This window comes from Acrocarpospora pleiomorpha (genome assembly GCF_009687885.1).
GTDB classification, from domain to species: domain Bacteria; phylum Actinomycetota; class Actinomycetes; order Streptosporangiales; family Streptosporangiaceae; genus Acrocarpospora; species Acrocarpospora pleiomorpha.
On record NZ_BLAF01000026.1, the window covers coordinates 23,696 to 48,575 of the forward strand.

A 24,880-nucleotide genomic window follows, 5' to 3' on the forward strand; every position below is an offset into this window, starting at 1 on the left:
GCCACCAGATCCTTACAGGAAGGCCTTGCCCTCGCCTCGGTAGGTGGGGGCGGTTTCGGTGATTTCCTCGCCCTCGATGAGGTGGAGGGCAGGGAAGTGTTCGCAGAGTTCGCCGGCTTTGGCGTGGCGGAACCAGACGCGGTCGCCGACGCGGAGGTCGTGGGCGGCCTCGCCGAGCAGGGGGGTCTGCACTTCGCCCGCGCCCTCGTCGGGGTGGTAGCGCAGTCCGGCCGGCAGGTACGGCTGGGGGAGCCGGGTCGGGCCTGGGGCGCCGGAGGCGTGGTAGCCGCCGCCCAGGACGGTGGCCACGCCGGGGGCGGGCTTGCGGACCACGGGCAGGGCGAACAGGGCGGCGGGGACGCCGGTGAAGTCGCGGTAGAAGTCGAAGAGGCGCGGGTGGTAGAAGCCTGAACCGGCGGCCACTTCGGTTATCGCCCTTTCTCGTACGGTTCGCTCAATGCTTCCCGTGCCGCCGCCGTTGACGAATTCGAGGTCGGCCACCTGGCGTACGGCTCGGACGATACGCCCCCGGCGGACGATGAGCTCGCGCTGGGACAGGGCTTGCATCCAGCGGACGGCTTTGCCGTACAGACCGGGCAGGTTGTCGCCGACGCCGGCGATCTGGGACTCGTACGACAGGAGCCCGACCAGCCGGAGACCGGGGAGCTTGGCGATGTGGGCGGCGAGTTCGGTGGCTTGGTCCGGTTCGCGGACGGGGGAGCGAAGCGCGCCCGCGCGGAACTTCCCGGCCATGGCGATAAATCCGGCATCGATATCAAGACATATCCGGATTTCGTGGCGGAGGCCGTCCAGGAGGTCCAGGTGGTCGGAGGAGTCGATGGTGAGGGTGATCTCGCGGGCGGCGAGGGAGTCGGCGCCCAGGGTGGCGATGGCGGCGCGGTCGGCGGTCGGGTACGCGACGAGGATGTCGGTGAAACCACAAGAAACCAGCCACAACGCCTCTTCAAGCGTGTACGCCATGATTCCGGCGAAGCCCTCCATCGCCAGCACCCGTTCCAGGATCGCCCGGCTCCGGATGGACTTGCTGGCCACCCTGATCGGCTTCCCGGCGGCCCGCCGGACCATGTCGGCGGCGTTGGCGCGCAACGCGTCCAGGTCCAGCACCGCGAAGGGCGGTTCGAGCGCCGCGGTCGCCCGGTCATAACGGGCTGCCGAGGCTTCAGCAGATGTCATGAAATCTCCAGGCATCACGGTCGATGTCCGCTAGGCAGCTTAGTCCGCCCGACGTATATGAGCTGGGTTCATGTTAACCGGCTACGTCGCAAACAATCCGGCTTCGCCCCTGCATGATCGGGCAAAGTGGCGGGTGATCCGCCCGAGGGCTGACGCGTCCGTGTATCCCTGTATGACCATGAGCACGGTTGAGGAGATCCTTGCCGGCGGGCACTCCACCGCGAGCCGAGCCCGGCGCAGGATGCTGGCCAGACAGGCCACCAGGAGGCTACGCCCCGGCCGCGACTCGGCGGGCGTCGTGGTGGCCGCCGCCCTCGCGATCGTCGCCTGGGGGAGCACGGCCGAGATGGTCGTCTCCTGGCTGGGCGGGCCCGCGGCGTGGCCGGGAATGTCGCACTTGGTGGCCAGGAGCTGGGGCGACGCGCTCGTCCCGGGACTGGCGCTCGCCGCCATCACGGCCGGGGTGGTCCTGATCCTGCTGGCCGTACTGCCGGGACGGGTCAAGCTGATCGCCCTGGAGACCGCCGACGAGGGCGTGACCATAGGCCTGACCCGGCAAGGGCTGCGCCGTACCCTCGCGTCGGCGGCGCTCACCGTGGACGGCGTGGACGTGGCGCGCGTCCGCCTGCGGCACGGCCAGATCGAGGTGACCGTGGTCACCGACGCGGACCGCACCGGCGACCTGCTGCGCGAGGTCGGCGCCGCCGTCGGCGACCGCCTGCAAAGCCTGGCCCTGCACGGCCGCCACGAGGTCGTGGTACGGCTCCGCCGGAGGAGAATCTGATGGCCAACCGCATCGGCATCGGCATCGTCGGCACGCTCCTGCTGCTCACCGGCCTGTACGCCCTCTGGGCCAGGGACGCCCACCCCGACCTCGCCATCCTCGACCCCGGCTTCTTCGCCGCCCACATCTGGGCCTACATCATCGCCGCCGCCGTACTCCCCGCCGCCGCCGCCATCGCCACCCGCTGGCTCATCTTCGCCCTAGCCCTCCACCGGTACGGCACCCGCCACGGAACCGGCACCGCCATGCTCGGCGTCGCCCTCCAGGGCCTGGACCGCGTCGACAAGCTGACGGTCCGGGTCGTCCGCGGCGAGCGCACCCGCATCCACGTCCGCTGCCGCCCCGGCGCGTCCCTGGGCGAGGTGGCCCGCCGCCTCGACCAACAGGCGATCACACGCGTCCGCGGCGTCCTCGGCCCAAGCGCCGACCTCCCGGTCCTGGTGCGCCTGCACGTCACCCGGCTGTGAATTGTGCCTGAGGGTGTGTCATCCGGCGGTGAGTTGTGCTTTGCGCTTGGCACGGGTGCCGGACTCGACCGTCGCGTCATCGGTGGCGCGGCGGGTCAGGGCCAGTCCGGCGGCGAGGCAGGCGAGCGGGACGACGGGCACCACATATCGGTGGTCGAACGCGGCCACCAGCGGCGGGAGGAACGTCAGCGTCATCGCGGCAGCCCAGGGGAGCAGCGCGGGCGTCAGGTCCGCGAACCGGCCGCGGACCAGTTTGACGAGCATCCCGCCCAGCCCCGCGAGCAGGATCGCCGCCAGGAAGGGCCCGCGCAGGTAGCCGTATTCCTGGTAGGCCCGAAGCCAGCCCGCGTACGGCTCGACGATCCGGGTCTCCGCACTGGAACCCTGATACTCGACGGTCAGTTGGGTGGCGGTTCGCCCGGCCGAAGCGACTCTGTCGCTGAACGGCCGTACCGAGTCGGGGAAGACATATGCGCTTTGCGGGCCCGGCGACGGATATATCCGGCGGTTCCATTCGAAGGCCCAAAGGGCGTCCCCCAGGCCGGTGAGCAGGAAGTCCAAGGGCTGGCTACGGATGGCCAGCGAGGTGAACTCGCCGGTCAGTTCCTCCTTTTCGGCCCCGCTACGGACAATGGGGGACTTCGGATCCCAGATGTAGACAGGCGCGGCCAGCCGGGGACCCGCCTCCGGGCAGAGAACCGCCAGTTCCGGGCGGGGATCCATGATCCGGCAGTCGGCGAAGGTCATCGTGCGCGACCACATCCAGACATTGCTGCCACCCAGCCCGAACGAGCCGTGCACAGCGTTGAACCAGGTCGCGTACCCCCCGACCACGACCCCGGCGGCGAGCACACCCGCCCCGACCGCCCGCCAGCTCACCCGCCTGAGCAGCAACCAGACCACCGCGACAATGACCAGCGGCAGCCCCAGTGTCCGCGTGACCGTCGCCATCCCGAGCAGCCCGAGCCCCGCCACCACCGCCCACGGCGCGGGCCGCCACACCAGCAGCACGACCGCCATGACCACCAGAAAGGTGAACAGCAGATCGGCCATCAGCAGATGCTCCAACTGCACCTGATGCACATCCAGCAGAACCGGCGCGGCGGCCAACGCCGACCCCCACGCAGGCAACCCAGCCCGCAACAACACCGCGTAGATCGCCACAGCCATCGCGATCCCCATCAAATGCTGCGCGACCACAACAACCTGCACGTTCTCGAAGAACCACAGAAACAGCGAGTACCCCGCCGGCCGAGACGGCAACGGCCGCAGATCAACAGCCGAACTCAGATAAGCGAACGAATCCGCCCAAAACCACAAAACCGGCCGATACCCCAGCACCGCCAGCCCCCGCACCACAACACCCGCGACAAGCAGCCCCCCAAACAACAGGTGCACACCCCACCGCGAGCGGATCATCACGCTGGCCTCCTCATTCGGGTCGCCAGAATACTGCCGATACCGAGCACGCCCACCCCCGTCGACCCCGTGGCAGTTCCCACCCCGCAGCCCTTCTGTTCCCCTCGGGCTCCGCCCGCCCCCGTCATCACCGTGGTTGAACTGGGTTTAGGGCAGGACCGAAGTACGGCGGGCCACCCCGCGGGTGGGCAGGGCGGACACGTAGGCCGACGTAAGACCGTGCCAGAGACCACCGCGCCCGCGATGGCCGCTGACCAGCGGCTAACGAGAGGCTAGCTATCACGGTCGGCCGGAGTGTCCGCCCTGCCCACCCGCTACGGACCTCAGCCCTTAAGGGGCCCAACGCCGCCTAGCACTCGACGATGTTGACCCCCACGTGGGACTCCGCCTCGATGACGTTGACGGCCAACCCGCCCCGGCTGGTCTCCTTGTATTTGGTGGACATGTCGCGCCCAGTAGTACGCACGGTATGAATCGCCTTATCCAGAGAGACGAAATGCCGCCCGTCCCCGCGAAGGGCAATCCTGGCGGCGGCGATGGCCTTGATAGACGCCACGGCGTTACGTTCGATGCACGGGATCTGGACCAACCCGCCGATGGGATCGCACGTGAGCCCGAGGTTGTGCTCGATCCCGATCTCGGCGGCGTTCTCGACCTGTTCGGGAGTCCCCCCGAGAACTTCGGTGAGCCCGGCGGCGGCCATCGAACAGGCCGAGCCGACCTCACCCTGGCAGCCGACTTCGGCCCCGGAGATGGAGGCGTTCTCCTTGAAGAGCACCCCCACGGCACCCGCAGTAAGGAGGAAACGCACGACGCCTTCATCATCGGCACCAGGGATGAACTTGGAGTAGTAGGTCAGAACGGCAGGGATGATGCCAGCCGCGCCGTTGGTGGGAGCGGTGACGATGCGCCCGCCCGCGGCGTTCTCCTCGTTGACGGCCAAGGCGAACAGGGTGACCCAGTCCATGGCCTGGAGCGGATCACGTTCAGCGGCTTCGCTCTGCAGGCGACGCTGAAGCTGATGCGCGCGCCGACGGACCTTGAGACCCCCGGGAAGCACACCCTCCCGCGAGGATCCCCTGCGGACCGATTCCGACATGACCTCCCACAGATGCAGAAGCTGGGATTTGATCTGCTGGTCGTCCCGGCCGAAGGCGCGCTCGTTGGCGAGCATCAAGCCGGAGATGGACAGACCGGTCTCGGCACAGTGCCCCAGGAGCTCGGCGGCCGTGGTGAACGGATGCGGGACCACGGTGTCGTCGGGTTTGATGCGATCCGCGCCAGTGGCGTTCTCGTCCACGACGAAGCCACCGCCCACCGAGTAGTAGATCTTCTCCCGCAGCGGGTTCCCATCAGCGGTGTACGCGGTGAAGCGCATGCCGTTTGGATGGTGCGGCAGGGAGATCTTGCGCTCGAAGACGAGATCCTCGCCGACCACGAACGGGATGTCATGACCGCCGAACAGCCGGATCGTCCCGGTCGACCGCATCTCGTCCAGCCGGGACTCGACCGCGTCCACGTCGACCGTTTCCGGTTTCTCCCCCGACAGCCCGAGCAGGATGGCCTTGTCGCTGCCGTGGCCTTTACCCGTCAGGCCAAGCGAGCCGTACAAAATGACCTCGACGCGGGCAGTCTTCTCCAGGAGACCGTCCTGTGCGAGCGCGCGCGCGAACCGATGGGCGGCCGCCATCGGGCCGCCCGTGTGGGAGCTGGACGGCCCGATGCCGATCTTGAACAGGTCGAAGACGCTGATCGCCATTGATCTGTGCCCTTGCTAGTGGGCTATTCGCCCGCGGTGAGAGTGCCGTATTCCTCGGCGGTCAGCAGGTCGGTCGGGTCGGCGTCGATCCGGACCCGGAAGAGCCAGCCTTCGCCGTAAGGGTCGGAGTTGACCAGGGACGGGTCGTCCACGACGGCCTGGTTGGTCTCGACCACCTCGCCGCTGACAGGCGAGTAGATGTCGCTGACCGATTTGGTGGATTCCACCTCGCCCACCGCGTCTCCGGCCGCGACCGTGCCGCCCACTTCGGGCACCTGCACGTAGACCACATCACCGAGCGCCTCCGCGGCGTACTCCGTGATGCCGACCGTCACCGTCAGTCCGTCATCGAGACCGGCCACCCATTCGTGCTCTTTGGTGTAGCTCAGCTCGCCGGGGATGGTGCTCACTTCTTCCTCCTGTAGAAAGGCAGGTCAACGACGTCGACCGGTTCGCGCGTGCCGCGGATGTCCACGGCTAGATCGCCATTTTCCGGCATTTCCGCCCGCACGTACGCCATCGCGATCGGCTTGCCCAGCGACTGCGACGGCGCGCCGCTGGTGACCTCGCCGACCACCGTCCCGGACGCGTCCACGACGGGGTAGCCGTGCCGGGGGACCCGCCGCCCGCGGGCGACCAGGCCGACCAGGCGGCGGCGCGGTTCGGTCTTGGTCTCCAGCGCGGCACGTCCGATGAAATCGCCGGGTTTGTCGAACTTCACTACCCGGCCGAGGCCCGCGTCGAACGGGGTGATCTCTTCGGTGAGCTCGTTGCCGTACAGGGCCATGCCGGCTTCCAGCCGGAGGGTGTCGCGGGCGGAGAGCCCGGCCGGGCGCGCGCCCGCGGCGGTCAGAGCATGCCAGAGCGGTACGGCAGCCGCGTTCGCGATGAACAGCTCGAAACCATCCTCACCGGTGTAACCGGTGCGGGCGATCAACGCCTCGGCGCCCGCCACGACACCGGGCAGCCCGGCGTAGTATTTCAGGCCGTCCAGATCGGCGTCGGTGAGCGTGGCCAGGATCTCCTGCGAGCGAGGCCCCTGGATGGCGATCAGCGCGTACTCCTCGGAGCGGTCGGCCACCTTCGCCTCGAACCTGGCGGCCCGGTCGGCGAGCTCGGCGGCGACGCGCGGGTAGTTGGAGGCGTTCGCGCAGACCATGAACTCCTCGGCGCCCAGCCGGTAGATGATCACGTCGTCCAGCACGCCGCCGTCGGGGGCGCACATCACCGTGTAGCGTGCCTTCCCGGGCGCGAGCGTGCTCAGCTGGCCGGTGAAGGCGTAGTCGAGGGCCTCGCCCGCCTGCGGCCCAGACGCGAAGATCTCCCCCATGTGGGAGAGGTCGAAGAGCCCGGCGTCCGTGCGCACCGTGTTGTGCTCGGCGGACTCGCTGCCGTAGCGCAGCGGCATCAGCCAGCCGGCGAAGTCGGTGAGAGTCGCGCCGAGGCTCTGATGAACCTCGTGCAGCGGTGTTTGTCGTGGCATAGGACGCACCTCAGGCAGGGTCGGATGTTCTGCATCCTCCCCCTCTGTCATCGGTGCCTGAGAGCTTCGCCCGGATTTTGCCCGGACTTTCACCTTCGGCGAGGCGCAGGCCTGCTTTCCAGAGGACACCTGGCCCGCACGGTCCTTTGCCTTGAGAGGTTCGCGGGGAGGGCTTGCTCCTTCAGGGGACCTGGCCGGATGCCAGGCCGCTCTCCCGCGCGGGATCACCGGTGTCCGGCCAGCCTAGCCGAATCCGGGCCACGAAGTCATCGAAGAGCCGGCCGTCCTCGTCGGCTTCCGGATGCCACTGGACGGCGGTGGTCCGCTCGTTCAGCTGTACGGCTTCGATGGTGCCGTCGTAGGCGGTCGCGGTGACGGTGAGACCGTCGGCCAGGCGGTCGATGGACTGGTGGTGGTAGTGGGCCGGGGTGATCTCGTCGGATTCGTAGATTTTGGCGAGTTCCGGCGAGAGCCGTACGGGAAGGCGGCCGAATGTGCCCGGAGCGGGGGAATGGCCGGTGTGGCCGACCACGTCGGGAATGTGCTGATGCAGCGTCCCGCCGAGGGCGACGTTGAGCACCTGAAGCCCTCGGCAGATCCCGAGAAACGGCAACCCGCCCGCCAACGCCGCCCGAACCAGCCCAAACTCGGCGTCATCGCGAAATTTCCGGATATAGGTGGTGGTTGGGAGGGGGTTCGCGGCGTAGCGCGCCGGGTCGATGTCGCCGCCTCCGGCCAGGATCAAGCCGTCCAGCCGCCCGGTCAGCGTGGCGGGCTCCCCGGCGGGCGGCAGGATCACCGGCTGCCCGCCCGCCCGCTCGACGTGCCGCACGTAGTCGTACGGCAACAGCGCCGCCGTCATCTCCCACACCGTGTACGCCGCGGGCTCGACGTAACACGTGATCCCGATCACCGGCCTCACAGCGGCGTCACATAAGCGCCGGAAATACCACCGTCCACCAGGAACTCCGCCCCCGTGATGAACGACGCGTCATCGGACGCCAGGAACGCCACCGCCGCCGCGATCTCCTCCGCCCGCGCGAACCGCCCCATCGGCACATGAACCAGCCGCCGCTGCGCCCGCTCAGGATCTTTCGCGAACAGCTCCCTGAGCAGGGGCGTGTCCACCGGCCCCGGGCAGAGCGCGTTCACCCGGATGCCCTCCCGCGCGAACTGCACCCCCAGCTCCCTGCTCATCGCCAGCACCCCGCCCTTGGACGCCGTGTACGACACCTGCGACGTCGCCGATCCCATCACCGCCACGAACGACGCGGTGTTGATGATCGACCCCTTCCCTTGCCGTTGCATATAGGGCAGCACGTGCTTGCAGCACAGGTACACGCTGGTCAGGTTGACCTCCTGCACCTTACGCCAGACGTCGATCCCCGTGGTCAGGATCGAGTCGTCGTCGGTCGGCGAGATGCCGGCGTTGTTGAACGCGATGTCCACGCTGCCATAGGTGTCGTAGGCCACCTGGAACATCCGGATCACGTCGTCCTCGCTGGTCACGTCGGCCCGGACGAAGATCCCCCCGACCTCCGCGGCGACCTGATCGCCGACGTTCTCGTCCAGGTCGACCAGGACCAGTTTGGCCCCCTCCGCGGCGAACCGCCTGGCGGTGGCCAGGCCGATCCCGCCCGCGCCGCCGGTGATGACGGCCACCCGGTCCTGCAAACGCTGCATGTAATCCTCTTAGTTGGAAAGTCGTGATCTGGACAGCCGCGGCGGTCTGGTTAGGACTCCGATGCGATGAAGACGTTCTTGGTCTCGGTGAACGCGGCGAGCGCGTCCGGGCCGAGTTCCCGGCCGAGGCCGGACTGCTTGAAGCCGCCGAACGGCGTCCAGTAGCGGACGCTGGAATGCGAGTTGACCGACAGATTCCCCGCCTCGACCGCCCGCGCCACCCGCAACGCCCGGCCCACATCCCTGGTCCAGATGGACCCGGACAACCCGTACGGCGTGTCGTTGGCGATCGCGATCGCGTCGGCTTCGTCCTGGAATGGCACCACCGACACGACCGGCCCGAAAACCTCCTCGCGGAAGGCCCGATCCTCGTCCCCGGTCAGCACGGTGGCCGGGAACCAGAAACCGGGTCCCGCTGGGCATTCTCCCTGGAAGTACGGGCTCTCGACGAACGAGGCCACCCGCTCCCGATGCTCGGCACTGATCAACGGACCGAGCGCCGTGTCCGGATCGCGGGGATCTCCGACCTTCAATTCCCGTACGGCCACCGTCAACCGTTCCAGGAACTCGTGATAGACGGAACGCTCCACCAGAATCCTGGACCGAGCGCAGCAGTCCTGCCCGGAGTTGTCGAACACCGCCATCGGCGCGGAGGCCGCGGCCTTGGCCAGATCGGAATCGGCGAAGACGATGTTGGCGCTCTTCCCGCCCAGTTCGAGCGTGACGCGCTTGACCTGTCCCGCGGCCTTCGCGGCGATCTGCTTGCCGACCTCGGTGGACCCCGTGAAGACGATCTTCGCGACGCCGGGGTGGTCCACCAGGCGGGTTCCCGCGACCTCCCCTGCGCCAGGCAGGACCTGGAGCACCCCCTCGGGGAAGCCTGCCGCCAGGGCCAGCTCGGCCAGCCGCAGCGCCGTCAGCGGAGTCCATTCGGCGGGTTTCACGATCACCGTGTTTCCCGCGGCGAGGGCCGGGGCGACCCCCCACATCATGATCACCATCGGGAAGTTCCACGGCACGATCACCCCGACCACGCCGAGCGGCTCCTGGAAGGTGATGTCGATCCCACCGGGGACGGGGATCTGCTTGCCGTGGTTACGCTCGGGCGCGCCCGCGTAGAAGTGCAGGACATCGCGGACGTTCCCGGCCTCCCACCGGGCGTTGCCGACGGTGTGGCCGGAGTTGGTGATCTCCAGCTGGGCGAGCTCCTCGGCGTGCTCCTCGACCTGGCGAGCGAAGGCGCGCAGCAACCGCGCCCGATCCCCGGGCGATATTTCGCGCCATGTCCGGAAAGCTGCACGGGCTCGTTCCACCGCGCGGTCGACCTCGGCGGCGTCGGCGAGCGCGATGTCGGCGATGACCTCTTCGGTGGCCGGGTTGACGATCTTCACGGCTGCTCGAACCCCCGGAACGTCTCCCAGTCGGTGACGGCCGTGTCGGAGGCGGCCGACTCTCGCTTGGCGTTTTTAGCGATCTTCACAGTCGTTCGAACCCCCGGAACATCTCCCAGTCCGTGACGGCCGCGTCGAAGGCGGCCAGTTCCACCTTGGCGTAGTTGGCGTAATGGTCTACGACATCCTGCCCGAAGGCGGTGGTGGCCAGCGTGGACCCCGCGAACAGGTCGAGCGCGTCACGCAGCGTTGCCGGGACGGTCTCCGCGTCGGAAATATAGGCATTTCCGCCGTAGGGGTCCTCCAGCGGGAGCTCGTTCTCGATGCCGTACAGACCGGCCGCGATCAGCGCGGACACCGCGAGGTAAGGGTTCACGTCGCCGCCGGGCACCCGGTTCTCGATCCGGAGCCCGTGACCGTGGCCGACCAGGCGGAGCGAGCAGGTGCGGTTGTCGATGCCCCATTTGACGGCGGTCGGGGCGAAGGAGCCGGGGACATACCGCTTATATGAGTTGATGTTGGGCGCGTAGAGGAGGGTGAGCTCCCGCATCGCGGCCAGCTGCCCGGCGATGAAGTGCTGCCCGATCTTGGACAGGCCATAGGGTTCGGATCCGGCCATCACCGGGGTCCCGTTCGCGTCCCTCAGCGATATGTGGATATGGCAGGAATTGCCTTCGCGCTGGTTCGGCTTGGCCATGAAGGTCAGCGACATGCCCTCCTGGGCCGCGATCTCCTTCGCGCCGTTCTTGTAGATCGAGTGGTTGTCGCAGGTGGCGAGTGCATCGGTATACCGGAACGCGATCTCATGCTGCCCCAGGTTGCACTCGCCCTTGGCCGACTCCACGTACAGCCCCGCGCCCTCCATGCCCAGCCGGATCCGCCGCAGCAGCGGCTCCACCCGGGAGGTGCCGAGCAGCGAATAATCCACGTTGTAGAGGTTCGTGGGCGTCAGATCGCGGTACGCGTTCCGCCACGCCTCCTCGTAACTGTCGGCGTACACGCAGAATTCCAACTCGGTCCCCACAAACGCCCCCCAGCCGCGCTCGCCCAGCCGGGCCAGCTGGCGGCGCAGGATCTGCCGGGGCGAGGCCGTGACGTCGGAGCCGTCCTCCCAGACCAGGTCGGCCAGGAGCAGCGCCGTACCCTCCTGCCAGGGGACCCGGCGCAGCGTGGCCATGTCGGGCTTGAAGACGAAGTCACCGTAACCACGATCCCAGGACGACATCGCGTAGCCGCTGACGGTGTTCATCTCCACGTCCACCGCGAGCAGGTAGTTGCAGCCCTCGGCCGAGTGGTGGAGCACCTCGTCCAGGAAGTAGCGCGCCGACAGCCGTTTGCCCTGCAGGCGGCCCTGCATGTCGGTGAACCCCAGCAGCACGGTGTCGATCTTGCCTGCCTCGGCCTCAACTCGAAGCTGCTCCACAGTCAGCACGCGCGAGTCCCTTCTAAAAGTCTGGAATCAGACCAATGGAGGCATGCAAGCACCAGGCCTGTCAGCTCGTCAACAGCGGATTGGGCTAATCTTGGGCCATTTGGAGGGCGGTGCATGATGACGGAATCCCCACTTGTTTCGTTGCTCCGTCCGGTCCGCTCGGGGAACGCGTTCGAGGAGACCGTCGAGCGGCTGCTCCAGGCGATCAAACTCGGCGTTGTCGCCCACGGCGCGAAAATGCCCCCGGAACGGGAACTCGCCGCCCAACTCGGCATCAGCCGCGTCACCCTCCGTGAAGCCCTCCGCGCCCTGCAGGAATCCGGATATCTGGATGTACGCCGGGGACGTTACGGTGGCGCCTTCGTCGTCTACCAGCCACCCGACCCGCGCCACGGCGACCTGCGCCGGGCCGTCAACGAGATGGGCCCCAGCGAACTCGACGACGCGCTCACCTTCCGGATGGCCGTCGAATGCGGCGCCGCCCAGGTCCTCGCCGACCGCGACCTCACCCCCACCCAGATCGCCACCCTCCGCCGCAGGCTGTCCGATGTAAACGAGGCAGGCCCGTCCGACTACCGCCGCCTCGACACCGCCTTCCACCTGTGCATCGCCGAACTCACCGGCTCCCCCCTGCTCGCCGCCGCCTGCGCCGACGCACGCTTACGTGTGACCGACCTGCTGAACGCCATCCCCATCCTCAGCTTCAACATCCAGCACTCGGCCGACCAGCACGCCGCGATCGTCGAAGCCATCCTGAACCGCGACCCCGATCGCGCCCGCCAGGCCGTCGCCGAACACCTGGAGGGCACTGCCGCCCTGTTGAGGGGCTTCCTGGCATAGCCAAGCCAGTTCCCAACGTGGCTCGCCGACTTCCTGCGGAACGGACGGGGACGGGCGGAGCCCGGATAGAACAAGAGGGTGGGTGGGAGATCTTCTCGTGACCGGGGGGCTTCCTGGCATAAGGAGGGCGGGTTGCTCGCCGTTTTCTGGCGCCGTTTTCGATGCGCTCTGGGAAGCCAAGGGCTGGGTACCATCGAAGATCGGGGCATTTATGACTGAACTCTTCCAGCGCGGCATCGTCGATACGCAACGATTGCCGCTCTTCGCGTTCTTCGTGGCGTTGATCGTGGCTTTCGTGTTCACGAGGATCAACGTGCGGTTGATCCGGGCGAAGAAGCGCTGGTGGTTCAAGAACGTCAACGTGGGCGACATGCACATCCACCACGTGGTGTTCGGGGTGGTGCTGATGCTGCTCGGCGGGGTGGCCGGGCTGATCGTCTCGGGGGTCTCGGTCGGGTGGCACGCGGTCACGGCGGCGGTCTTCGGGGTCGGGTCCGCGCTGGTGCTGGATGAGTTCGCCCTGATCCTGCACCTGCGCGATGTCTACTGGGCCGAGGAGGGCCGCACCTCCGTGGATGCGGTGTTCGTGGCCATCGCGGTCACCGGCCTGCTCCTGCTCGGCCGCCGCCCACTCGACTGGACCGTCGCGAACGGGATCGGGGCGGGCGCGGGCTTTCTCGTCCTGAACCTGGTCTTCGCCGTGATCACCCTGCTCAAAGGCAAGATCTGGAGCGGCCTGGTCGGCCTGTTCATTCCCGTCTTCTGTTATGTCGGCGCGGTACGGCTCGCGCGCCCCGGCTCGCCGTGGGCCCACTGGTTCTACACGGGCAACGACCGCAAGCTGGGCCGAGCCCTCCACCGCGAGGAGCGCTGGCGCCGCCCGGTGATTCGAGCGAAAATCGCCGTCCAGGAGTTCGTGTCAGGACGGCATGATCTCCCGCGTGAATGGCCCGTTGACCGAAAGCGTTAACAGAGAGTCGTCTCGGGTAGTCGACTAGACATGGAACTCATCACGAAATTTCGGGAATTGAAGGCCATGGCCAAGCAGCGGCTTGGGGCTCGGACCGGGAACCGGAGGCTCGCGGCCGAAGGCCGTACCGAGACGGCGGAGGCACGGCTGCTCCGGACCAGGGACAAGATCAAGGCCACGGCTCGGAAGATCCGCAGGGAGTTTCGCTCCTCCCGGTGACGTCAGGGTCGGGAGTCGCCTGCTGACCCCCTGAGGGATCCTGGGTCCTATTCGAAGGGGTCGATGTCGGTTTCTTCGGCGATGCGCATCGACAGGTCCTCGTACCAGAGCAGGGTGAAACGCTTGACGCGGGCGATCTGCTCCGGGGGGAGGCCGTACTCGGCATAGGCGTCCTCGTCGTAGACGAGGGCGGTCTCCAGCTCGAACGCCAGCCCCTGCTGGGTGAAACCCTCCTCGAAGTGCGCGCCCAGGCGTTCCAGGTCATCGAAGGAATACCGCTCGCTGAGGGCCGCCGCGTCGATGAGATCCCGGGGGAGCGCCCGGTTCAGCACCGCCCCGACCTTCATGCCCGCGACGTCGTCCAGATCCGCCACCGGCCGGTCATCGATCAGCACCGGCGGCCGTTGCAGCGGAGCCTTGAGCACGTTGACCGGGCAGGACTGCTCCGGCACCACCGGATCCGAGACCTCCATCCTGGCCAGCAGCGGACTCCCCGGCCGCTGCTTCACCGCCAGACCATCCTCCCGCAGCACCTCGGCCACATGGTCGGCGATGTCCACCAGCGGCAACTCGCTGACCGTGACAAAGTCCAGCCCCCGACTCGGCCGCTCGACCAGACCATGCGCCCGCAGCGCGTACGCCCCAGCCAAGCGCAAGCCGTAATTCGGGTCCACCTCACACACGGCGTCGAGAACCCGCTCGTAGAAGGGCGCCAGCCGCATCACCACAGGATCCGCGCGAACGCTCGAATCGTCATGATCGCAGTATGCCCGTCCTGATCAGGCCGTATCCAGCGGATCCCACGGCTTCGACCGGGAGCGCCCAAGAGAACGAGCGGTTCGCCGCCATCCGGCCCCGTTCACACAGGCGGTTCTCGCCGTACCGGCGCCAAGAGAGCGACGGCGAACCAGGTCGTGGTACGTCCACGCATCTCGCCCTGAGATCCCCGGTTGCCGGCTAGACGAGTCATTCCGATGTGTGAATGAGCACGCTGGTTAGCCACTTTGGCGCTCAGTCGAGGATCGCGGTGGCTTCGATCTCGACGAGATGGTCGGGGACGTCCAGTGCGGCAACGCCCAGCAGCGTGGCCGGTGGGACCGGTGTGACCCCCAGCTTCGCGGCCGCTCGGGAGATCCCCTCCAGGAGTGTGGGCATCTTGTCGGGGGTCCAGTCGACGACGTAGACGGTCAGTTTCGCCACGTCGTGAAAGGAGCCGCCAGCCTCAGCGAGGGCGGTGCCGATGTTGAGGTAGCACTGCTCGACCTGCGCGGCGAGGTCGCCCTCACCGACCGTGATCCCCTCGGCATCCCAGGCGACCTGCCCGGCGATGAAGACCAGCTTCGACCCGGATGCGATCGAGACCTGCCGGTAAACATCGATCTTGGGCAACTCGCTGGGGTTTACCAGGGTGATGGCCATGCTGCCTGCCTCCTTGTTATGAGGGCCCGAGGGCCCGCGTCCATCAGATCAAGACATTCTTGGTCTCTTGTGGTTACTCAGGAACCGTAGGAGAGTGGCCGCTGACATGGAAGAACGCACTTTTCAGTGACTGGGGAACCTGATGGTGACCAAGCAGTTCAAGGGCGGCTCGGCCGACGAAGCGGACCTGAGGCGCGCGGACTCCCTGGCGCGGGAGATCTTCTCGGACGTAGCCAACAAGTGGGCGTTCCTGATCATCGAGATGCTCGGTGAACGCACCCTGCGCTTCAGCGAGCTGCGGAACGAGGTCGAGGGCATCAGTCACAAGATGCTCACCCAGAACCTGCGCATGCTGGAGCGCAACGGCCTGGTCGAGAGGACGGTGCACCCCACCGTGCCGCCGCGGGTCGAGTACACCCTCACCGAGCCGGGCCAAGCCCTGCGCGCAACGGTCGATGGAATGTGCGGCTGGACCCACCAGTACCTCGGTCACATCGAGGTCGCCCGCCACCGCTTCGACGCCTGACGGCTGGAGCGCGCGCACGCGCAGCCATGGGCCGGACCTCACCCGGGTGGTTCGTTGGGCCAGCCGACTCAAACGCGCTCGACCAGGTCAACCAGAGCCTCGACGCCGGCCGATGTGGTTGCTGTACTCGCTGATGTATGAAGATCCAAAAAGCCCATCGCGCTGATCGCGTTGGGCCTTTTGACCCTGTGCGTCCGAGAGGACTCGAACTCTGACCGTCTGTTAGGTGTTCTAAAGGCTTCCGGTGAGGGAGCGGATGGCTAGGGCTAGGCCGAGGGTGATGACGATCAAGGCGGTGCCGATTGGGGCGAGGGTGGAGATTCTGGACAGGAGGCCTGTGCCTGTGGTGGTTAGGCGGTCGAGGCGGCTTGCCAGTTTGACGAGGAGTAGGCCGGTCGCGGTTAGGGTGGCGGCCATTCCGATGCCGTACGCGGCGACTAGGCCGACGCCGAACCAGGTGCGGCCGAGGGCGATCGCGCCGAGGAGGACGATCAGGGCGGATGGGCTCGGCACCAGGCCACCGGCGATGCCCATGCCGACCAGTCCGATCCGCCGCCCGCTGCGTGCAGGCTGTTTGGGCCGCTCCGGCTCAGGAGATTCGAGATCCGCGAGGACCTTGACGTCGTTCCGCTCAAGCGTCGTGACACTACCGACTCTCTCGGTTTCAAGCGCGTGACCGTGCCCATGGCCGTGTCCGTGCCCGTGCCCGTGCCCGTGGCCATGTCCGTGTTCTTCCGCGTGATCGTGTGCATGGCTGTGTTCGTCGGCGTGCCCATGCCCGTGTCCATGTCCGTGGCCGTGGCCGTGTCCGTGGCCGTAGGCGGTTCCGTTGGGGTTGCCCTTGATGGATGTCCAGAGGAGGCGGGCGCCGATGGTGGTGATGAGGAGGCCGCTGGCCAGGCCTAGCCAGGCGAGGACGGAGTCGCCGGCCAGGGCGGAGAAGGCGCTCAGGAGGAGGCCGACGACCAGGACGCCGACGGTGTGGGTGACCGTGACCGTCATGCCGACGACGAGGGCGTCGCGGGGGCGGCCGCGGCGGCCGGCCAGGTAGGCGGCCATGATGGTCTTGCCGTGGCCGGGGATGAGGGCGTGGCCCGCGCCGAGGACGGCGGCGAGCAGAACGGCCAGCAGGCCCACGGGGACGGTGAGCGAGGTGGAGCCGACCAGGTCGGTGAAGGTGCGGTCGAGACCGGCCAGCCAGGCGCCGATCGGGCCGGGGGCGGAGATGCCGGGGGTCGAGATGCCGGGGGTGGAGATCCGCTGGGGGGAAGCGTTCTCGGGCAGGCCGGGGATCGTGCCGTTGGGGTCGACGGTCACGGTGGTGGCGCGCTGGTCGAGGGGGGAGGCGAGCAGGTCCTCCGGGTAGGCGCGGAGTTCGTTGGAGACGCTCGTGACGGGGAGATCGGTGGGCGCGAGCCGTACCGAATCGGAGGCGAGGGTGATCTCGCGCCAGCCGAGGCGGTCGGCGAGGAAGTCGTCGGTGAAGGCGATCGTGCCGGTGGGCGTGGTGGCGGCGGTGAGGGTGCAGGTCAGGCGGCTGGTCTTGAGGCCGCCCTGGCCGGGGTGGTAGGTGAAGGCGGCGGTGGCGACCTGCCAGGGGATGGGGGAGCCGTCCACGGTGAGGCGCTGGGCGGCGGTCAGGGCGGCGCACTGGGAGGTGGCGTGGGTCTGGGACTCGGCGGCCGAGACCGAGCCGGAGGCGTCGATGTCGATGGCCGGTTCCGACTGGAGAGTGGGGAGCTCGGCGGAGTCCACGACGGCGGTGTTCTCGACATGGTCATCGTAGAGACGCAGGCCGTTGTAGTGGTTGACGGTGAAGTTGCCGAGCGGGTGCGCCTGCGCGACCGCGGGGATGGCCATCAGCACGGCCAGCGACGCGACGGCCACGACAAGCCCGGTCAGGGCCGCGGTGAGGGCCAGCCGGAAGCCGCGGCCGAGCCGGGATCGCCGCCGGGCGCCGTCGGCGCTGCGCAGGTCGGCCAGGTGGTCGAGGGCGGTGGTCATGAGAACCTCTGCAGGGCTGGGAGCTCCGGGTCGAAGCGCGGGTTGTAGGTCGTGACCAGGGCCTCGGACTTGGCTGCCGGGAGATCGAGCGCTCGCTCGATCTCGGCCCGGTGGTGGGCGAACAGGGCGTTGCGCCAGCCGGTGGCGGTCGCCTCCTTCGCGTACGGCAGGGCTTGACGGGAGTCGCCGTTCCGGTGCAGGGCCCAGGCGAGCGCGTCGGCGGCGATCACGCTGGGGTTGCGGTCGTATTCGGCCCTGGCGTACGTGACGGCGGTCGCGGGGTTGCCGTGGTCGGCTTCGAACTCGGCCCAGGTGACGTCGTCGTAGACGCCGTTGGCGCGCATCAGCCCGCGCTGCGCGGTGAGCAGCCGCCACTGGCCGGAGGCGTCGCGGCCCAGCTTTTCGAGGACTTCGCCGTATTCGACCAGGTATTGGGTGAGGGGCAGGCGTCCGGTGACGCTCGCGTACTGGTCGGCGGCTTCGGTCAGGTTTCCGGTGAGCGCGGCGACGCGGGCCAGACCGGCCTGCGCGGGCACGAACCGCGGGTCGGCGGCCAGCGCCAGCCGGTAGTGCTCGCGGGCCCGCTCGAAGTCGCCCGAGTGTACGGCCAGCTCGCCCAGGTAGTGCTGGCAGAAGGCGACATCGCCGGGGAGGTAGGCGTCCCGGAGCGCGTATTCCAGCATGCGGCGCGCGGTCACCTGGTCCCCGTGTAGCTCGGCGTCGTAGGAAGCCCGGGTGAAGGAGGAGACGCCCGGAGCAAGCTCCATCATCCTGGTGATCGCCTTCGTGGCCTGGTCGTACGCGCCGAGCTGGGTGTGCGCGTCGGCCAGCACGCCGTACGCGACCGGACCGTAAGGGTTGGCGGCCACGGCTTGGTCGGCGAGACGTACGGCGGCGGCGAAGTCGTGGCGGCCGGCCGCGAGGGCGGCCTGACCGGTGAGCCCGGCGAAGTTGCCCGGCTTGAGCTCAAGCGACCGGGCGACGGCCTGTTCGGCTTTGGGGTAGAACGAGGGATCCCCGGTGATTCTGGCCTGCTGAACGTAGGCGGCCCCGAGTGCGGCCCACGCGCTGTCGTCTTTCGGCAGCCGCTTCAAGCGGGCCTGGAGCGCGGGGATCGAGCCTGGAGCGGAGCCGTTCGAGCCGACCGCCACGGCGGGAGCCGCAGGGGCGGGAGCTTCGGATCCGGGGATCAGGGTGGCGCCCGCCGTGAGGACGACCGCCGCGACGAAGGCCCCCGCGATGACGCCCACCGTGCGCTTTTTAGTGGGTAATTCCAGCATTTTGAGGACCTCCTCGGCATGGGAATGGCCGCCGCCGCGACAGCTCAGCCGCGGCGGCGGGGTCTTGCTGGGTCAGGAACCGTTGAAGGTCTGGTTCACGGCCTGGTTGCTGGGGCCGGGGATGTAGGGGAAGGTCGTCAGGAACGGCATGTCGTTCCGGTCGACCTTGTCGCCCGCCGCCAGGGCCGGGACCAGCTGGCCGGTCTGGGCGGCGCCCGCCATCGCCTGGAGGGCGATGTCCACCACGTCGTCGCCGAGGCGGCGGCCGTTCGGGAAGCCCTGCAGGTCACCCGCGAGCACGCCGAGCCGGTTCGGGCTGGCGGTCACCGGGATGGTGAGGTTGAGCCGCAGCATCTCCGACGGGCGCAGCTTGCCGGCGTCCTTGTTCAGGATCTGCGAGTTGAGGTCGGCCTTGATCGGGCCGTTCTTCTTCGCGATGCCGGTCAGGAAGATCTCGACGAGGTCGTCACGCGGGGTCTTGGGCGCCTTCAGGCCGTAGATGCCCTCCAGCAACATCGGCACCTCGGGGTGGGTGACCTTCTTCACCACGGCCGGGATGCCCGCGTCCTTGTCGGGGCTGAGCGAGTTGAAGGCGTCCTTCAGCGGGGCCGGGACCACGACCTCGTTGACCAGCGGCTGGCCCAGGCGCGAGACCTGGACGTAGCCCCTCGGGCTCCACTTGTCGGTGGTCGACCAGATGCCGACGACCGGGTTGCGCGTCACGTCACCCTTGAGCGCGACTTCCTTCTTGGGCACCTGGACGGCCAGCGTGTGCACGTTGTAGCCGCGGGTGGTGTCCTGGCCGACCTCGGACAGGTTGCCGCCGTAGAGCAGGTCGAACACGCGCAGGTCGAGGAAGAAGGCCTCATCGGACTGGCCGGCGAACTGCTTGCCGCCGCCCTTGATGCCGTCCACGGCCTCGTTGCGCACCTTGGCGTAGTCGGGGAACGACGCGGGGCCGGTGTTGCTCGGCGCGACGGTGCCGGTGCCGATGGTGGTCGTGCCCTTCTCGGTGATGCGCTTGAGCGTGTACTTCTGCTTGAACAGCAGGTTCTCGTCCTTCAGCGAGGTCACGGGGCCGTTGTTGTAGAGGAACGTGCCGCTGCCGTTGCCGCGCTTGTCGATGTTCTTGAAGGTCCACTGGTAGGTGACGTCGGGCTTGGCGTCGCCATCGTTGTCGATCTTGATGTTGTAGCGGGAGTTGGTGTCGAAGAAGTAGAAGTTCGGGCCTCCGTTGGGCTCCTCGAAGGGGATCCAGTTGGCGATCAGGGTGACCGTGTCGGACTTGTCGGGGCTGACGAAGGCGTACACGTCGGTGTTGTCGTTGCGCGGGTCGCCGGAGATGAGCGGAGCCTCGCGGTGCGAGGAGGCGCTCGGGGCGGCCGGGCGAAGAAGCAGGATCGAGGAGGCGGCCAGCGCCCCCGCGACCCCAACGGCGATCAGGGATCGCCGGTTAATCCGGAGCTCCATGTCAAACGGTCCTCTCGGGACGATAGGGAGGTTTGGGTCAGATGAGGTGTCCGGCCGGACTCCTCGACCGCCTATTCGCCCCATGGAGGCTCGCGGATTGGTTCTTTTTCAAAAAGTGTGGCCCCGGGGGTCCCGGGGCCACACTTTCGCTGGTCAGGTCGGGTTACGGAGTGGTGCAGGTGTAGCCGGTCGGTACGGCGGTGTTGCCGTTGGGGCGGCTGCCCTGGAAGCCGAAGTTGCCGCTGCCTCCCGCCGGGAGGTTGCCGTTGTGGCTCACGCTCTTGGCGGTCACGGTCTGGCCGCTTTGCGTGAAGGTGGCGTTCCAGGACCCGGAGACGGTGTGGCCGGCCGGGAGGGTGAAGGTCACCGTCCATGAGGTGATCGGCGAGCTTCCGGCCGTGATGGTGACCGGCTGGATCACGTACCCGTTGTTCCAGGTGTTCTGGGTGGTGGCGACCACGGTGCAGCCGCCGGTGCCGCCGCCGGTGGTGGTGAAGGTGACCAGGGACGAGTTGCCGGACAGGTTCCCGGCGCCGTCACGGGCTCGGACGTAGACCTGGTACTGGGTGTTGGCGGTCAGGCCGGTCAGGGTGATCGAGTTGGTCGTCGGCGAGCCGAGCAGCGGGTCGGTCGTGCCCTGCTCGCGGTAGACGTTGTAGCCCGCCAGGCCGGAACCGCCGGAGTCGGTGGAGGCGGTCCAGGTGAGGGAGGCGCCGGAAGAGGTCACGCTGGACGCGGTCGGGGTGCCCGGTGTGGTCGGCGGAGTGGTGTCGGTGGTACCGCCGGTGGTGGTGAAGGTGACCAGCGTGGAGTTGCCGGACAGGTTGCCCGCGCCGTCACGTGCCCGGACGTAGACCTGGTATTGGGTGTTGGCCGTCAGGCCGGTGAGGGCGAGGGAGTTGGTGGCGGACTGGCCGAGCAGCGGGTCGGTCGCGCCCTGCTCGCGGTAGACGTTGTAGCCCGCCAGGCCGGAGCCGCCGCTGTCGGTGGACGCGCCCCAGGAGATGGTCGCCCCGGTCGAGGTCACGCCGGACGCGGTCGGGGCGCCCGGTGTGGTCGGCGGGGTCGTGTCGGTGGGCGTGGTGCCGCCGCAGAGCGAGCACTCCTGGGCGGTGGAGGCGATGCCGTTGGGGCCGTTGAACAGGCGGGTGCCCCACGAGGTCAGCTGGTTGGGGTTGAAGTTGGTGACCTGGTCCAGATACTCCACGCCGCCGCCGTTGCCGCTCCAGGACCAGCCGAGATAACCGAGGCCGCGAGCCTGCGCCTGGGCCATGATCGTGTCCTCGTCGGGGTTGCCGTCCGAGTGGTTGTGGCCGAACTCGCCGATCACCAGGGGGAGATTGGCGGTCTGGAAGGCGTTCAGGTAGGCGTTGATCTCCGCCGCGGTGTCGAACACGCCGTACATGTGGATCGAGAAGACGGTGTTGCCCGTCGGGTCGGCGGCCTTCACGGACGCGGCGGTGTCGCGCATGGCGAACTGCCAGTCCTGGCCCCAGTTGGGGGCGTCCACCATCAGCAGGTGCTGGAAGCCGGCGTTGCGCATCCGGGTGATGGCCGCGCTGGTGGCCTGGGTCCAGTTCGGGGTGACCGCGTTGTTGCCGACCGGCTCGTTGCCGATGTTGATGATGACCGTGTTCTCCTGGCCGGTCAGCGCGCTCTGGATGCTGATCCAGTAGTTGACCGCCGCGTCCAGGCTGATCGACCCGCCCTGCTCGCCGAACCCGGTCGTGTCATGATTTTCCAGGATGCAGACCAGCCGGCTGGCCTTGCACAGCGAGATGATGTTGGCCACGTCGGCGGCGTTGTTGGCGGGTTGCCACCGGCCGCCGCTGAGCACGATGCGGACCGCGTTGGCGCCCTTGGCCTTGATGTTCGCGATCGAGCTCGTCTGGGTCGGGAACCAGGTGTGGGCGTGGCTGGTGCCGCGGATGATGAAGTTGTTGCCGTTGGCCTCGACGATGTTCCGGCCGCTGATCCGCAGGCCGACCGCGGCGTCGGCGGGGAGCGCGGTGACGAACAGGGACACGAGCAGGGCGAGGACCGTCGCACCGGCGAGTGCGATCCGTTTTCTCATGATCTGCCTTTCTGCATTAACCGGTTAAGCAAATGGCCGGAGGAGCGTGCCCCGGCGGATTGGCCGCAGGGTCGGTTGAGCTGGTGAACCGGTCTTGGGACGGTCCGGCGCGCTCCCAGACTCGGGGGATTTCGTGGGTGTGTACAGGATGTTGCGGAGAGCTGACCATTCTGGTGGCGGACATCCACGGCGGGATATGGGAAATGTCGCCCTGGAATCCGATGAAAGATTCACCTCCGCCCGCGTACGCGCAGAGCGGAATCGGGTCAACCCGGGTTGACCCGCTGGCGTGGGTCAACCTAGATTGACCGAGGCGGGTGGTCAACATAGGTTGACCCTTATGAACGGAGAACTCGTGGCTCTCGTGACCACGGCCGAAGGGGACGACCCCCTGCGCGGGCTCGTCGCGGCGGCCGAGCTGCGGCGACAGGCCGATCGCCTGGCGGCGGTGCAGGTGCGGCGGGCGCGCGTACAGGGGATTTCATGGGTGCAGATAGCAGTGGCCCTGGGGGTCAGCAAGCAGGCCGTGCACAAGAAGTTCGGCGGGGGGCGGCTGTTCCGGAAGGACGGCTGAGCGCGCTGGCCGAGCGGGCGTCGTGGCGGCTGTTATTCGACTACCTGCGGCCGCACCGGGGCACGCTGGCGCTCGGCGCGGTGCTCGCCCTGATCGGGAGCGCGGCCGGGCTGGCCATGCCGCTGCTGGCCAAGAGCGTGATCGAGACGTTCGGCACCGGCCGGACCATGCTCGGTCCAGTGCTCCTGCTGTGCGGGGCCGTGCTGGCCGGTTCGATCATCTCGGCCGTCGGGTCGTTCGTGCTGGAGCGCATGGGCGAGGGCATCGTGTTCGGGGCCAGGACCCGCCTGGTGGACCGGATCCTGCGGCTGCGGGTGGCCGAGGTGGACCGGCTCAAGCCCGGCGACCTGCTCTCCCGGGTTACGGCCGACACCACCCTGCTCCGCGCGGTCTGTACGGACGCCCTGGTCACCGCCGTCGGCTCGGTGTTCATGTTCGCCGGGGCCGCGGTGCTGATGGCGGTCATGGACGTGGTGCTGCTGCTGATCACGCTGGGTGTGGTGGCGAGCGTCGGCCTGGTGAACGCGCTGATCCTGCCGCGGATCCGGAAGGCGTCCACGCTGGCGCAGGTGGCGCTGGGGGAGATGGGTTCCGCGCTGGACCGGGCGCTGCAGGCGTTCCGTACGGTGAAGGCGAGCGGCGCGGAACATCGCGAGATCGAGGTCGTGTCGGCGGCGGCCCGGCAGGCCAGGGACCGTGGCGTGACGGCGTCGGCCTGGCAGTCGGCCGCCGGGGTGAGCGCCTGGATGTCGGTGCAACTGGCGTTCCTGGCCGTGCTCGGCGTGGGCGGGGCCCGGGTGGCCGACGGGTCGATGGCGATCGCGTCGCTGATCGCGTTCCTGCTGTACCTGTTCTACCTGGTGGCGCCCATCGGGCAGCTGGTGCAGAGCTTCACCCAGCTGCAGAACGGGCTGGCCGCCATCACCCGGATCAGGGAGATCGAGGAGCTGCCCGGCGAGCCGACCGTCGCCGCGCTGCGCGCCGACGGACCGCCGGTCGGGGTCACGTTCGAAGACGTCGTGTTCCGCTACGGCGATGATCGGCCGATCGTGCACGACGGGGTGAGCTTCGAGGTCCGCGCGGGCGGGTTGTCGGCTCTGGTCGGGCCGTCGGGCGCGGGTAAGTCCACGGTGTTCGCGCTGCTGGAGCGCTTCTACTCCCCTCAATCGGGAAATATCACGATGTCGGGGCGGGATATCCGGGACTGGGACCTCGCCGAACTCCGGGCCGCCGTCGGCTACGTGGAACAGGACGCCCCCGTCCTGGACGGCACCCTCCGGGAGAATCTCACCTTCGCCGCCCCGGACGCCACCGAGGCGGAGGTACGGCACTCGCTCGCCCGTACCAAACTGGACGATCTGGTCGCGCGCCTGCCCGAAGGCCTGGAGACGCAGGTCGGGCATCGCGGGGTGCTGCTGTCCGGCGGGGAGCGGCAGCGGGTCGCCATCGCCCGGGCGCTGCTGCGGCGGCCCCGGCTGCTCCTGCTGGACGAGGCCACCTCGCAGCTGGACGCAGTCAACGAGCTGCGGCTGCGCGAGGTCATCGCGGAGGTGGCCACGGACACCACGGTCCTGGTGATCGCGCACCGGCTGTCCACGGTGACCGGAGCCGACCGCATCATCGTGATGGAGTCGGGCCGGGTCCGCGCCACCGGCACCCACGCCGAACTCCTGGCCGACGACGACCTCTACCGCGAGCTCGCCACCACCCAGTTCCTGGCCACCGCGACGCCGTGATCCGCGCGGCCGACCCGGCGGACCCTCATGATCGAAGATTTGCCGCGCGCTGACGATCAGCCGCCGGAATGGCGGGCACCTCCGTCAGTGCGGAGCCTCTCCTTCGCCACAGCCCGCTCCCGGGCAACGCGTACGTGCGGTACGCGCCGGGACCGC

22 protein-coding genes, 1 pseudogene and 2 riboswitches are annotated in these 24,880 nt (G+C 68.3%); of the genes and pseudogenes, 8 read left to right on the plus strand and 15 right to left on the minus strand.

Annotated features, from left to right (window positions below; genetic code table 11):
- Positions 1-12 precede the first annotated feature (12 nt).
- Positions 13-1,194: an amino acid deaminase/aldolase gene (locus Aple_RS23060; protein ID WP_155346759.1), complete on the minus strand. Its 1,182-nt coding sequence runs from the start codon at positions 1,192-1,194 to the stop codon at positions 13-15.
- 178 nt (positions 1,195-1,372) lie between these two features.
- On the opposite strand from Aple_RS23060, the gene Aple_RS23065 reads away from it, so the two are divergent.
- Both Aple_RS23065 and Aple_RS23070 read left to right on the plus strand, forming a co-directional pair.
- Complete coding sequence (locus Aple_RS23065; RefSeq protein ID WP_155346760.1) at positions 1,373-1,978, plus strand: DUF6286 domain-containing protein; 606 nt, start codon at positions 1,373-1,375, stop codon at positions 1,976-1,978.
- Positions 1,978-2,445, plus strand: coding sequence for a hypothetical protein (locus tag Aple_RS23070; RefSeq protein WP_155346761.1), 468 nt, complete (start codon positions 1,978-1,980; stop codon positions 2,443-2,445). Before Aple_RS23065 ends, Aple_RS23070 begins: the two co-directional genes overlap by 1 nt.
- Positions 2,446-2,463: 18 nt before the next feature.
- Here the strand turns inward: Aple_RS23070 and Aple_RS23075 are convergent, their stop codons facing one another.
- From Aple_RS23075 to Aple_RS23110, 8 genes and pseudogenes are all read right to left on the minus strand, one after another.
- Positions 2,464-3,864, minus strand: coding sequence for a hypothetical protein (locus Aple_RS23075; RefSeq protein ID WP_246264729.1), 1,401 nt, complete (start codon positions 3,862-3,864; stop codon positions 2,464-2,466).
- Between the two features lie 349 nt (positions 3,865-4,213).
- Complete coding sequence (locus Aple_RS23080) at positions 4,214-5,623, minus strand: L-serine ammonia-lyase (RefSeq protein WP_155346762.1); 1,410 nt, start codon at positions 5,621-5,623, stop codon at positions 4,214-4,216.
- A gap of 23 nt (positions 5,624-5,646) precedes the next feature.
- Positions 5,647-6,033, minus strand: coding sequence for a glycine cleavage system protein GcvH (gene gcvH / locus Aple_RS23085; RefSeq protein WP_155346763.1), 387 nt, complete (start codon positions 6,031-6,033; stop codon positions 5,647-5,649).
- On the minus strand, positions 6,030-7,106 hold the full coding sequence (gene gcvT / locus Aple_RS23090; RefSeq protein WP_174889864.1) for a glycine cleavage system aminomethyltransferase GcvT: 1,077 nt from the start codon (positions 7,104-7,106) through the stop codon (positions 6,030-6,032). The genes gcvH and gcvT overlap by 4 nt, the downstream gene beginning before the upstream one ends.
- Before the next feature lie 34 nt (positions 7,107-7,140).
- Positions 7,141-7,235, minus strand: a riboswitch (glycine riboswitch).
- Positions 7,236-7,333: riboswitch (glycine riboswitch) on the minus strand.
- 122 nt (positions 7,334-7,455) lie between these two features.
- A pseudogene (locus Aple_RS23095) lies at positions 7,456-7,968 on the minus strand (gamma-glutamyl-gamma-aminobutyrate hydrolase family protein); the annotation flags it as partial.
- Positions 7,969-8,024: 56 nt separating this feature from the next.
- A complete protein-coding gene (locus Aple_RS23100; protein ID WP_155346765.1) occupies positions 8,025-8,789 on the minus strand; it encodes a 3-oxoacyl-ACP reductase in 765 nt (254 codons plus the stop codon).
- A 50-nt stretch (positions 8,790-8,839) separates the two neighbouring features.
- On the minus strand, positions 8,840-10,180 hold the full coding sequence (locus tag Aple_RS23105) for an aldehyde dehydrogenase family protein (protein ID WP_155346766.1): 1,341 nt from the start codon (positions 10,178-10,180) through the stop codon (positions 8,840-8,842).
- 85 nt (positions 10,181-10,265) lie between these two features.
- Complete coding sequence (locus Aple_RS23110; RefSeq protein ID WP_155346859.1) at positions 10,266-11,609, minus strand: glutamine synthetase family protein; 1,344 nt, start codon at positions 11,607-11,609, stop codon at positions 10,266-10,268.
- A 120-nt stretch (positions 11,610-11,729) separates the two neighbouring features.
- Between Aple_RS23110 and Aple_RS23115 the strand changes: the two genes are divergently transcribed.
- The 3 genes from Aple_RS23115 (at position 11,730) to Aple_RS23125 (ending at position 13,641) form a co-directional block, all read left to right on the plus strand.
- The gene (locus Aple_RS23115; protein WP_155346860.1) at positions 11,730-12,452 is read left to right on the plus strand and encodes a FadR/GntR family transcriptional regulator; all 723 of its coding nucleotides are present in this window, start codon (positions 11,730-11,732) and stop codon (positions 12,450-12,452) included.
- Between the two features lie 211 nt (positions 12,453-12,663).
- Positions 12,664-13,422, plus strand: a complete 759-nt coding sequence (locus tag Aple_RS23120) for a hypothetical protein (RefSeq protein ID WP_155346767.1) — start codon at positions 12,664-12,666, stop codon at positions 13,420-13,422.
- Positions 13,423-13,452: 30 nt separating this feature from the next.
- Positions 13,453-13,641, plus strand: coding sequence for a CsbD family protein (locus Aple_RS23125; RefSeq protein ID WP_155346768.1), 189 nt, complete (start codon positions 13,453-13,455; stop codon positions 13,639-13,641).
- A 47-nt stretch (positions 13,642-13,688) separates the two neighbouring features.
- Here Aple_RS23125 and Aple_RS23130 read toward each other — a convergent pair whose 3' ends face one another.
- Both Aple_RS23130 and Aple_RS23135 read right to left on the minus strand, forming a co-directional pair.
- Complete coding sequence (locus Aple_RS23130; protein ID WP_155346769.1) at positions 13,689-14,363, minus strand: nucleotidyl transferase AbiEii/AbiGii toxin family protein; 675 nt, start codon at positions 14,361-14,363, stop codon at positions 13,689-13,691.
- Positions 14,364-14,652: 289 nt separating this feature from the next.
- Positions 14,653-15,060 carry a RidA family protein gene (locus Aple_RS23135; RefSeq protein WP_155346770.1) on the minus strand — a complete coding sequence of 136 codons (408 nt, stop codon included), beginning with the start codon at positions 15,058-15,060 and terminating at the stop codon, positions 14,653-14,655.
- 142 nt (positions 15,061-15,202) lie between these two features.
- On the opposite strand from Aple_RS23135, the gene Aple_RS23140 reads away from it, so the two are divergent.
- On the plus strand, positions 15,203-15,586 hold the full coding sequence (locus tag Aple_RS23140; RefSeq protein WP_155346771.1) for a winged helix-turn-helix transcriptional regulator: 384 nt from the start codon (positions 15,203-15,205) through the stop codon (positions 15,584-15,586).
- Positions 15,587-15,817: 231 nt separating this feature from the next.
- On the opposite strand, the gene Aple_RS23145 is transcribed toward Aple_RS23140, so the two are convergent.
- From Aple_RS23145 to Aple_RS23160, 4 genes are all read right to left on the minus strand, one after another.
- Positions 15,818-17,590 (minus strand): High-affinity nickel-transporter, encoded by a 1,773-nt coding sequence (locus Aple_RS23145; RefSeq protein WP_155346772.1) that lies wholly within the window; start codon positions 17,588-17,590, stop codon positions 15,818-15,820.
- Positions 17,587-18,870 (minus strand): tetratricopeptide repeat protein, encoded by a 1,284-nt coding sequence (locus Aple_RS23150; protein WP_155346773.1) that lies wholly within the window; start codon positions 18,868-18,870, stop codon positions 17,587-17,589. The genes Aple_RS23145 and Aple_RS23150 overlap by 4 nt, the downstream gene beginning before the upstream one ends.
- 72 nt (positions 18,871-18,942) lie before the next feature.
- A complete protein-coding gene (locus Aple_RS23155) occupies positions 18,943-20,340 on the minus strand; it encodes a DUF4331 domain-containing protein (RefSeq protein ID WP_155346774.1) in 1,398 nt (465 codons plus the stop codon).
- A 163-nt stretch (positions 20,341-20,503) separates the two neighbouring features.
- Positions 20,504-22,414, minus strand: a complete 1,911-nt coding sequence (locus Aple_RS23160; RefSeq protein ID WP_155346775.1) for a cellulase family glycosylhydrolase — start codon at positions 22,412-22,414, stop codon at positions 20,504-20,506.
- A gap of 340 nt (positions 22,415-22,754) precedes the next feature.
- Here Aple_RS23160 and Aple_RS23165 point away from each other — a divergent pair, with 340 nt between their 5' ends.
- Positions 22,755-22,988, plus strand: coding sequence for a hypothetical protein (locus Aple_RS23165; protein ID WP_155346776.1), 234 nt, complete (start codon positions 22,755-22,757; stop codon positions 22,986-22,988).
- Positions 22,898-24,724, plus strand: coding sequence for an ABC transporter ATP-binding protein (locus Aple_RS23170; protein ID WP_155346777.1), 1,827 nt, complete (start codon positions 22,898-22,900; stop codon positions 24,722-24,724). Before Aple_RS23165 ends, Aple_RS23170 begins: the two co-directional genes overlap by 91 nt.
- The last annotated feature ends 156 nt before the right edge of the window (positions 24,725-24,880 follow it).

Coding starts and splice junctions, on each gene's coding strand:
- Aple_RS23060 (WP_155346759.1), bottom strand. CDS start 1,194: ATGACATCTGCTGAAGCCTCGGCAGCCCGTTATGACCGGGCGACCGCG.
- Aple_RS23065 (WP_155346760.1), top strand. CDS start 1,373: ATGAGCACGGTTGAGGAGATCCTTGCCGGCGGGCACTCCACCGCGAGC.
- Aple_RS23070 (WP_155346761.1), top strand. CDS start 1,978: ATGGCCAACCGCATCGGCATCGGCATCGTCGGCACGCTCCTGCTGCTC.
- Aple_RS23075 (WP_246264729.1), bottom strand. CDS start 3,864: ATGATCCGCTCGCGGTGGGGTGTGCACCTGTTGTTTGGGGGGCTGCTT.
- Aple_RS23080 (WP_155346762.1), bottom strand. CDS start 5,623: ATGGCGATCAGCGTCTTCGACCTGTTCAAGATCGGCATCGGGCCGTCC.
- gcvT (WP_174889864.1), bottom strand. CDS start 7,106: ATGCCACGACAAACACCGCTGCACGAGGTTCATCAGAGCCTCGGCGCG.
- Aple_RS23100 (WP_155346765.1), bottom strand. CDS start 8,789: ATGCAGCGTTTGCAGGACCGGGTGGCCGTCATCACCGGCGGCGCGGGC.
- Aple_RS23115 (WP_155346860.1), top strand. CDS start 11,730: ATGACGGAATCCCCACTTGTTTCGTTGCTCCGTCCGGTCCGCTCGGGG.
- Aple_RS23120 (WP_155346767.1), top strand. CDS start 12,664: ATGACTGAACTCTTCCAGCGCGGCATCGTCGATACGCAACGATTGCCG.
- Aple_RS23125 (WP_155346768.1), top strand. CDS start 13,453: ATGGAACTCATCACGAAATTTCGGGAATTGAAGGCCATGGCCAAGCAG.
- Aple_RS23130 (WP_155346769.1), bottom strand. CDS start 14,363: ATGCGGCTGGCGCCCTTCTACGAGCGGGTTCTCGACGCCGTGTGTGAG.
- Aple_RS23135 (WP_155346770.1), bottom strand. CDS start 15,060: ATGGCCATCACCCTGGTAAACCCCAGCGAGTTGCCCAAGATCGATGTT.
- Aple_RS23140 (WP_155346771.1), top strand. CDS start 15,203: ATGGTGACCAAGCAGTTCAAGGGCGGCTCGGCCGACGAAGCGGACCTG.
- Aple_RS23145 (WP_155346772.1), bottom strand. CDS start 17,590: ATGACCACCGCCCTCGACCACCTGGCCGACCTGCGCAGCGCCGACGGC.
- Aple_RS23150 (WP_155346773.1), bottom strand. CDS start 18,870: ATGCTGGAATTACCCACTAAAAAGCGCACGGTGGGCGTCATCGCGGGG.
- Aple_RS23155 (WP_155346774.1), bottom strand. CDS start 20,340: ATGGAGCTCCGGATTAACCGGCGATCCCTGATCGCCGTTGGGGTCGCG.
- Aple_RS23160 (WP_155346775.1), bottom strand. CDS start 22,414: ATGAGAAAACGGATCGCACTCGCCGGTGCGACGGTCCTCGCCCTGCTC.
- Aple_RS23165 (WP_155346776.1), top strand. CDS start 22,755: ATGAACGGAGAACTCGTGGCTCTCGTGACCACGGCCGAAGGGGACGAC.
- Aple_RS23170 (WP_155346777.1), top strand. CDS start 22,898: ATGGGTGCAGATAGCAGTGGCCCTGGGGGTCAGCAAGCAGGCCGTGCA.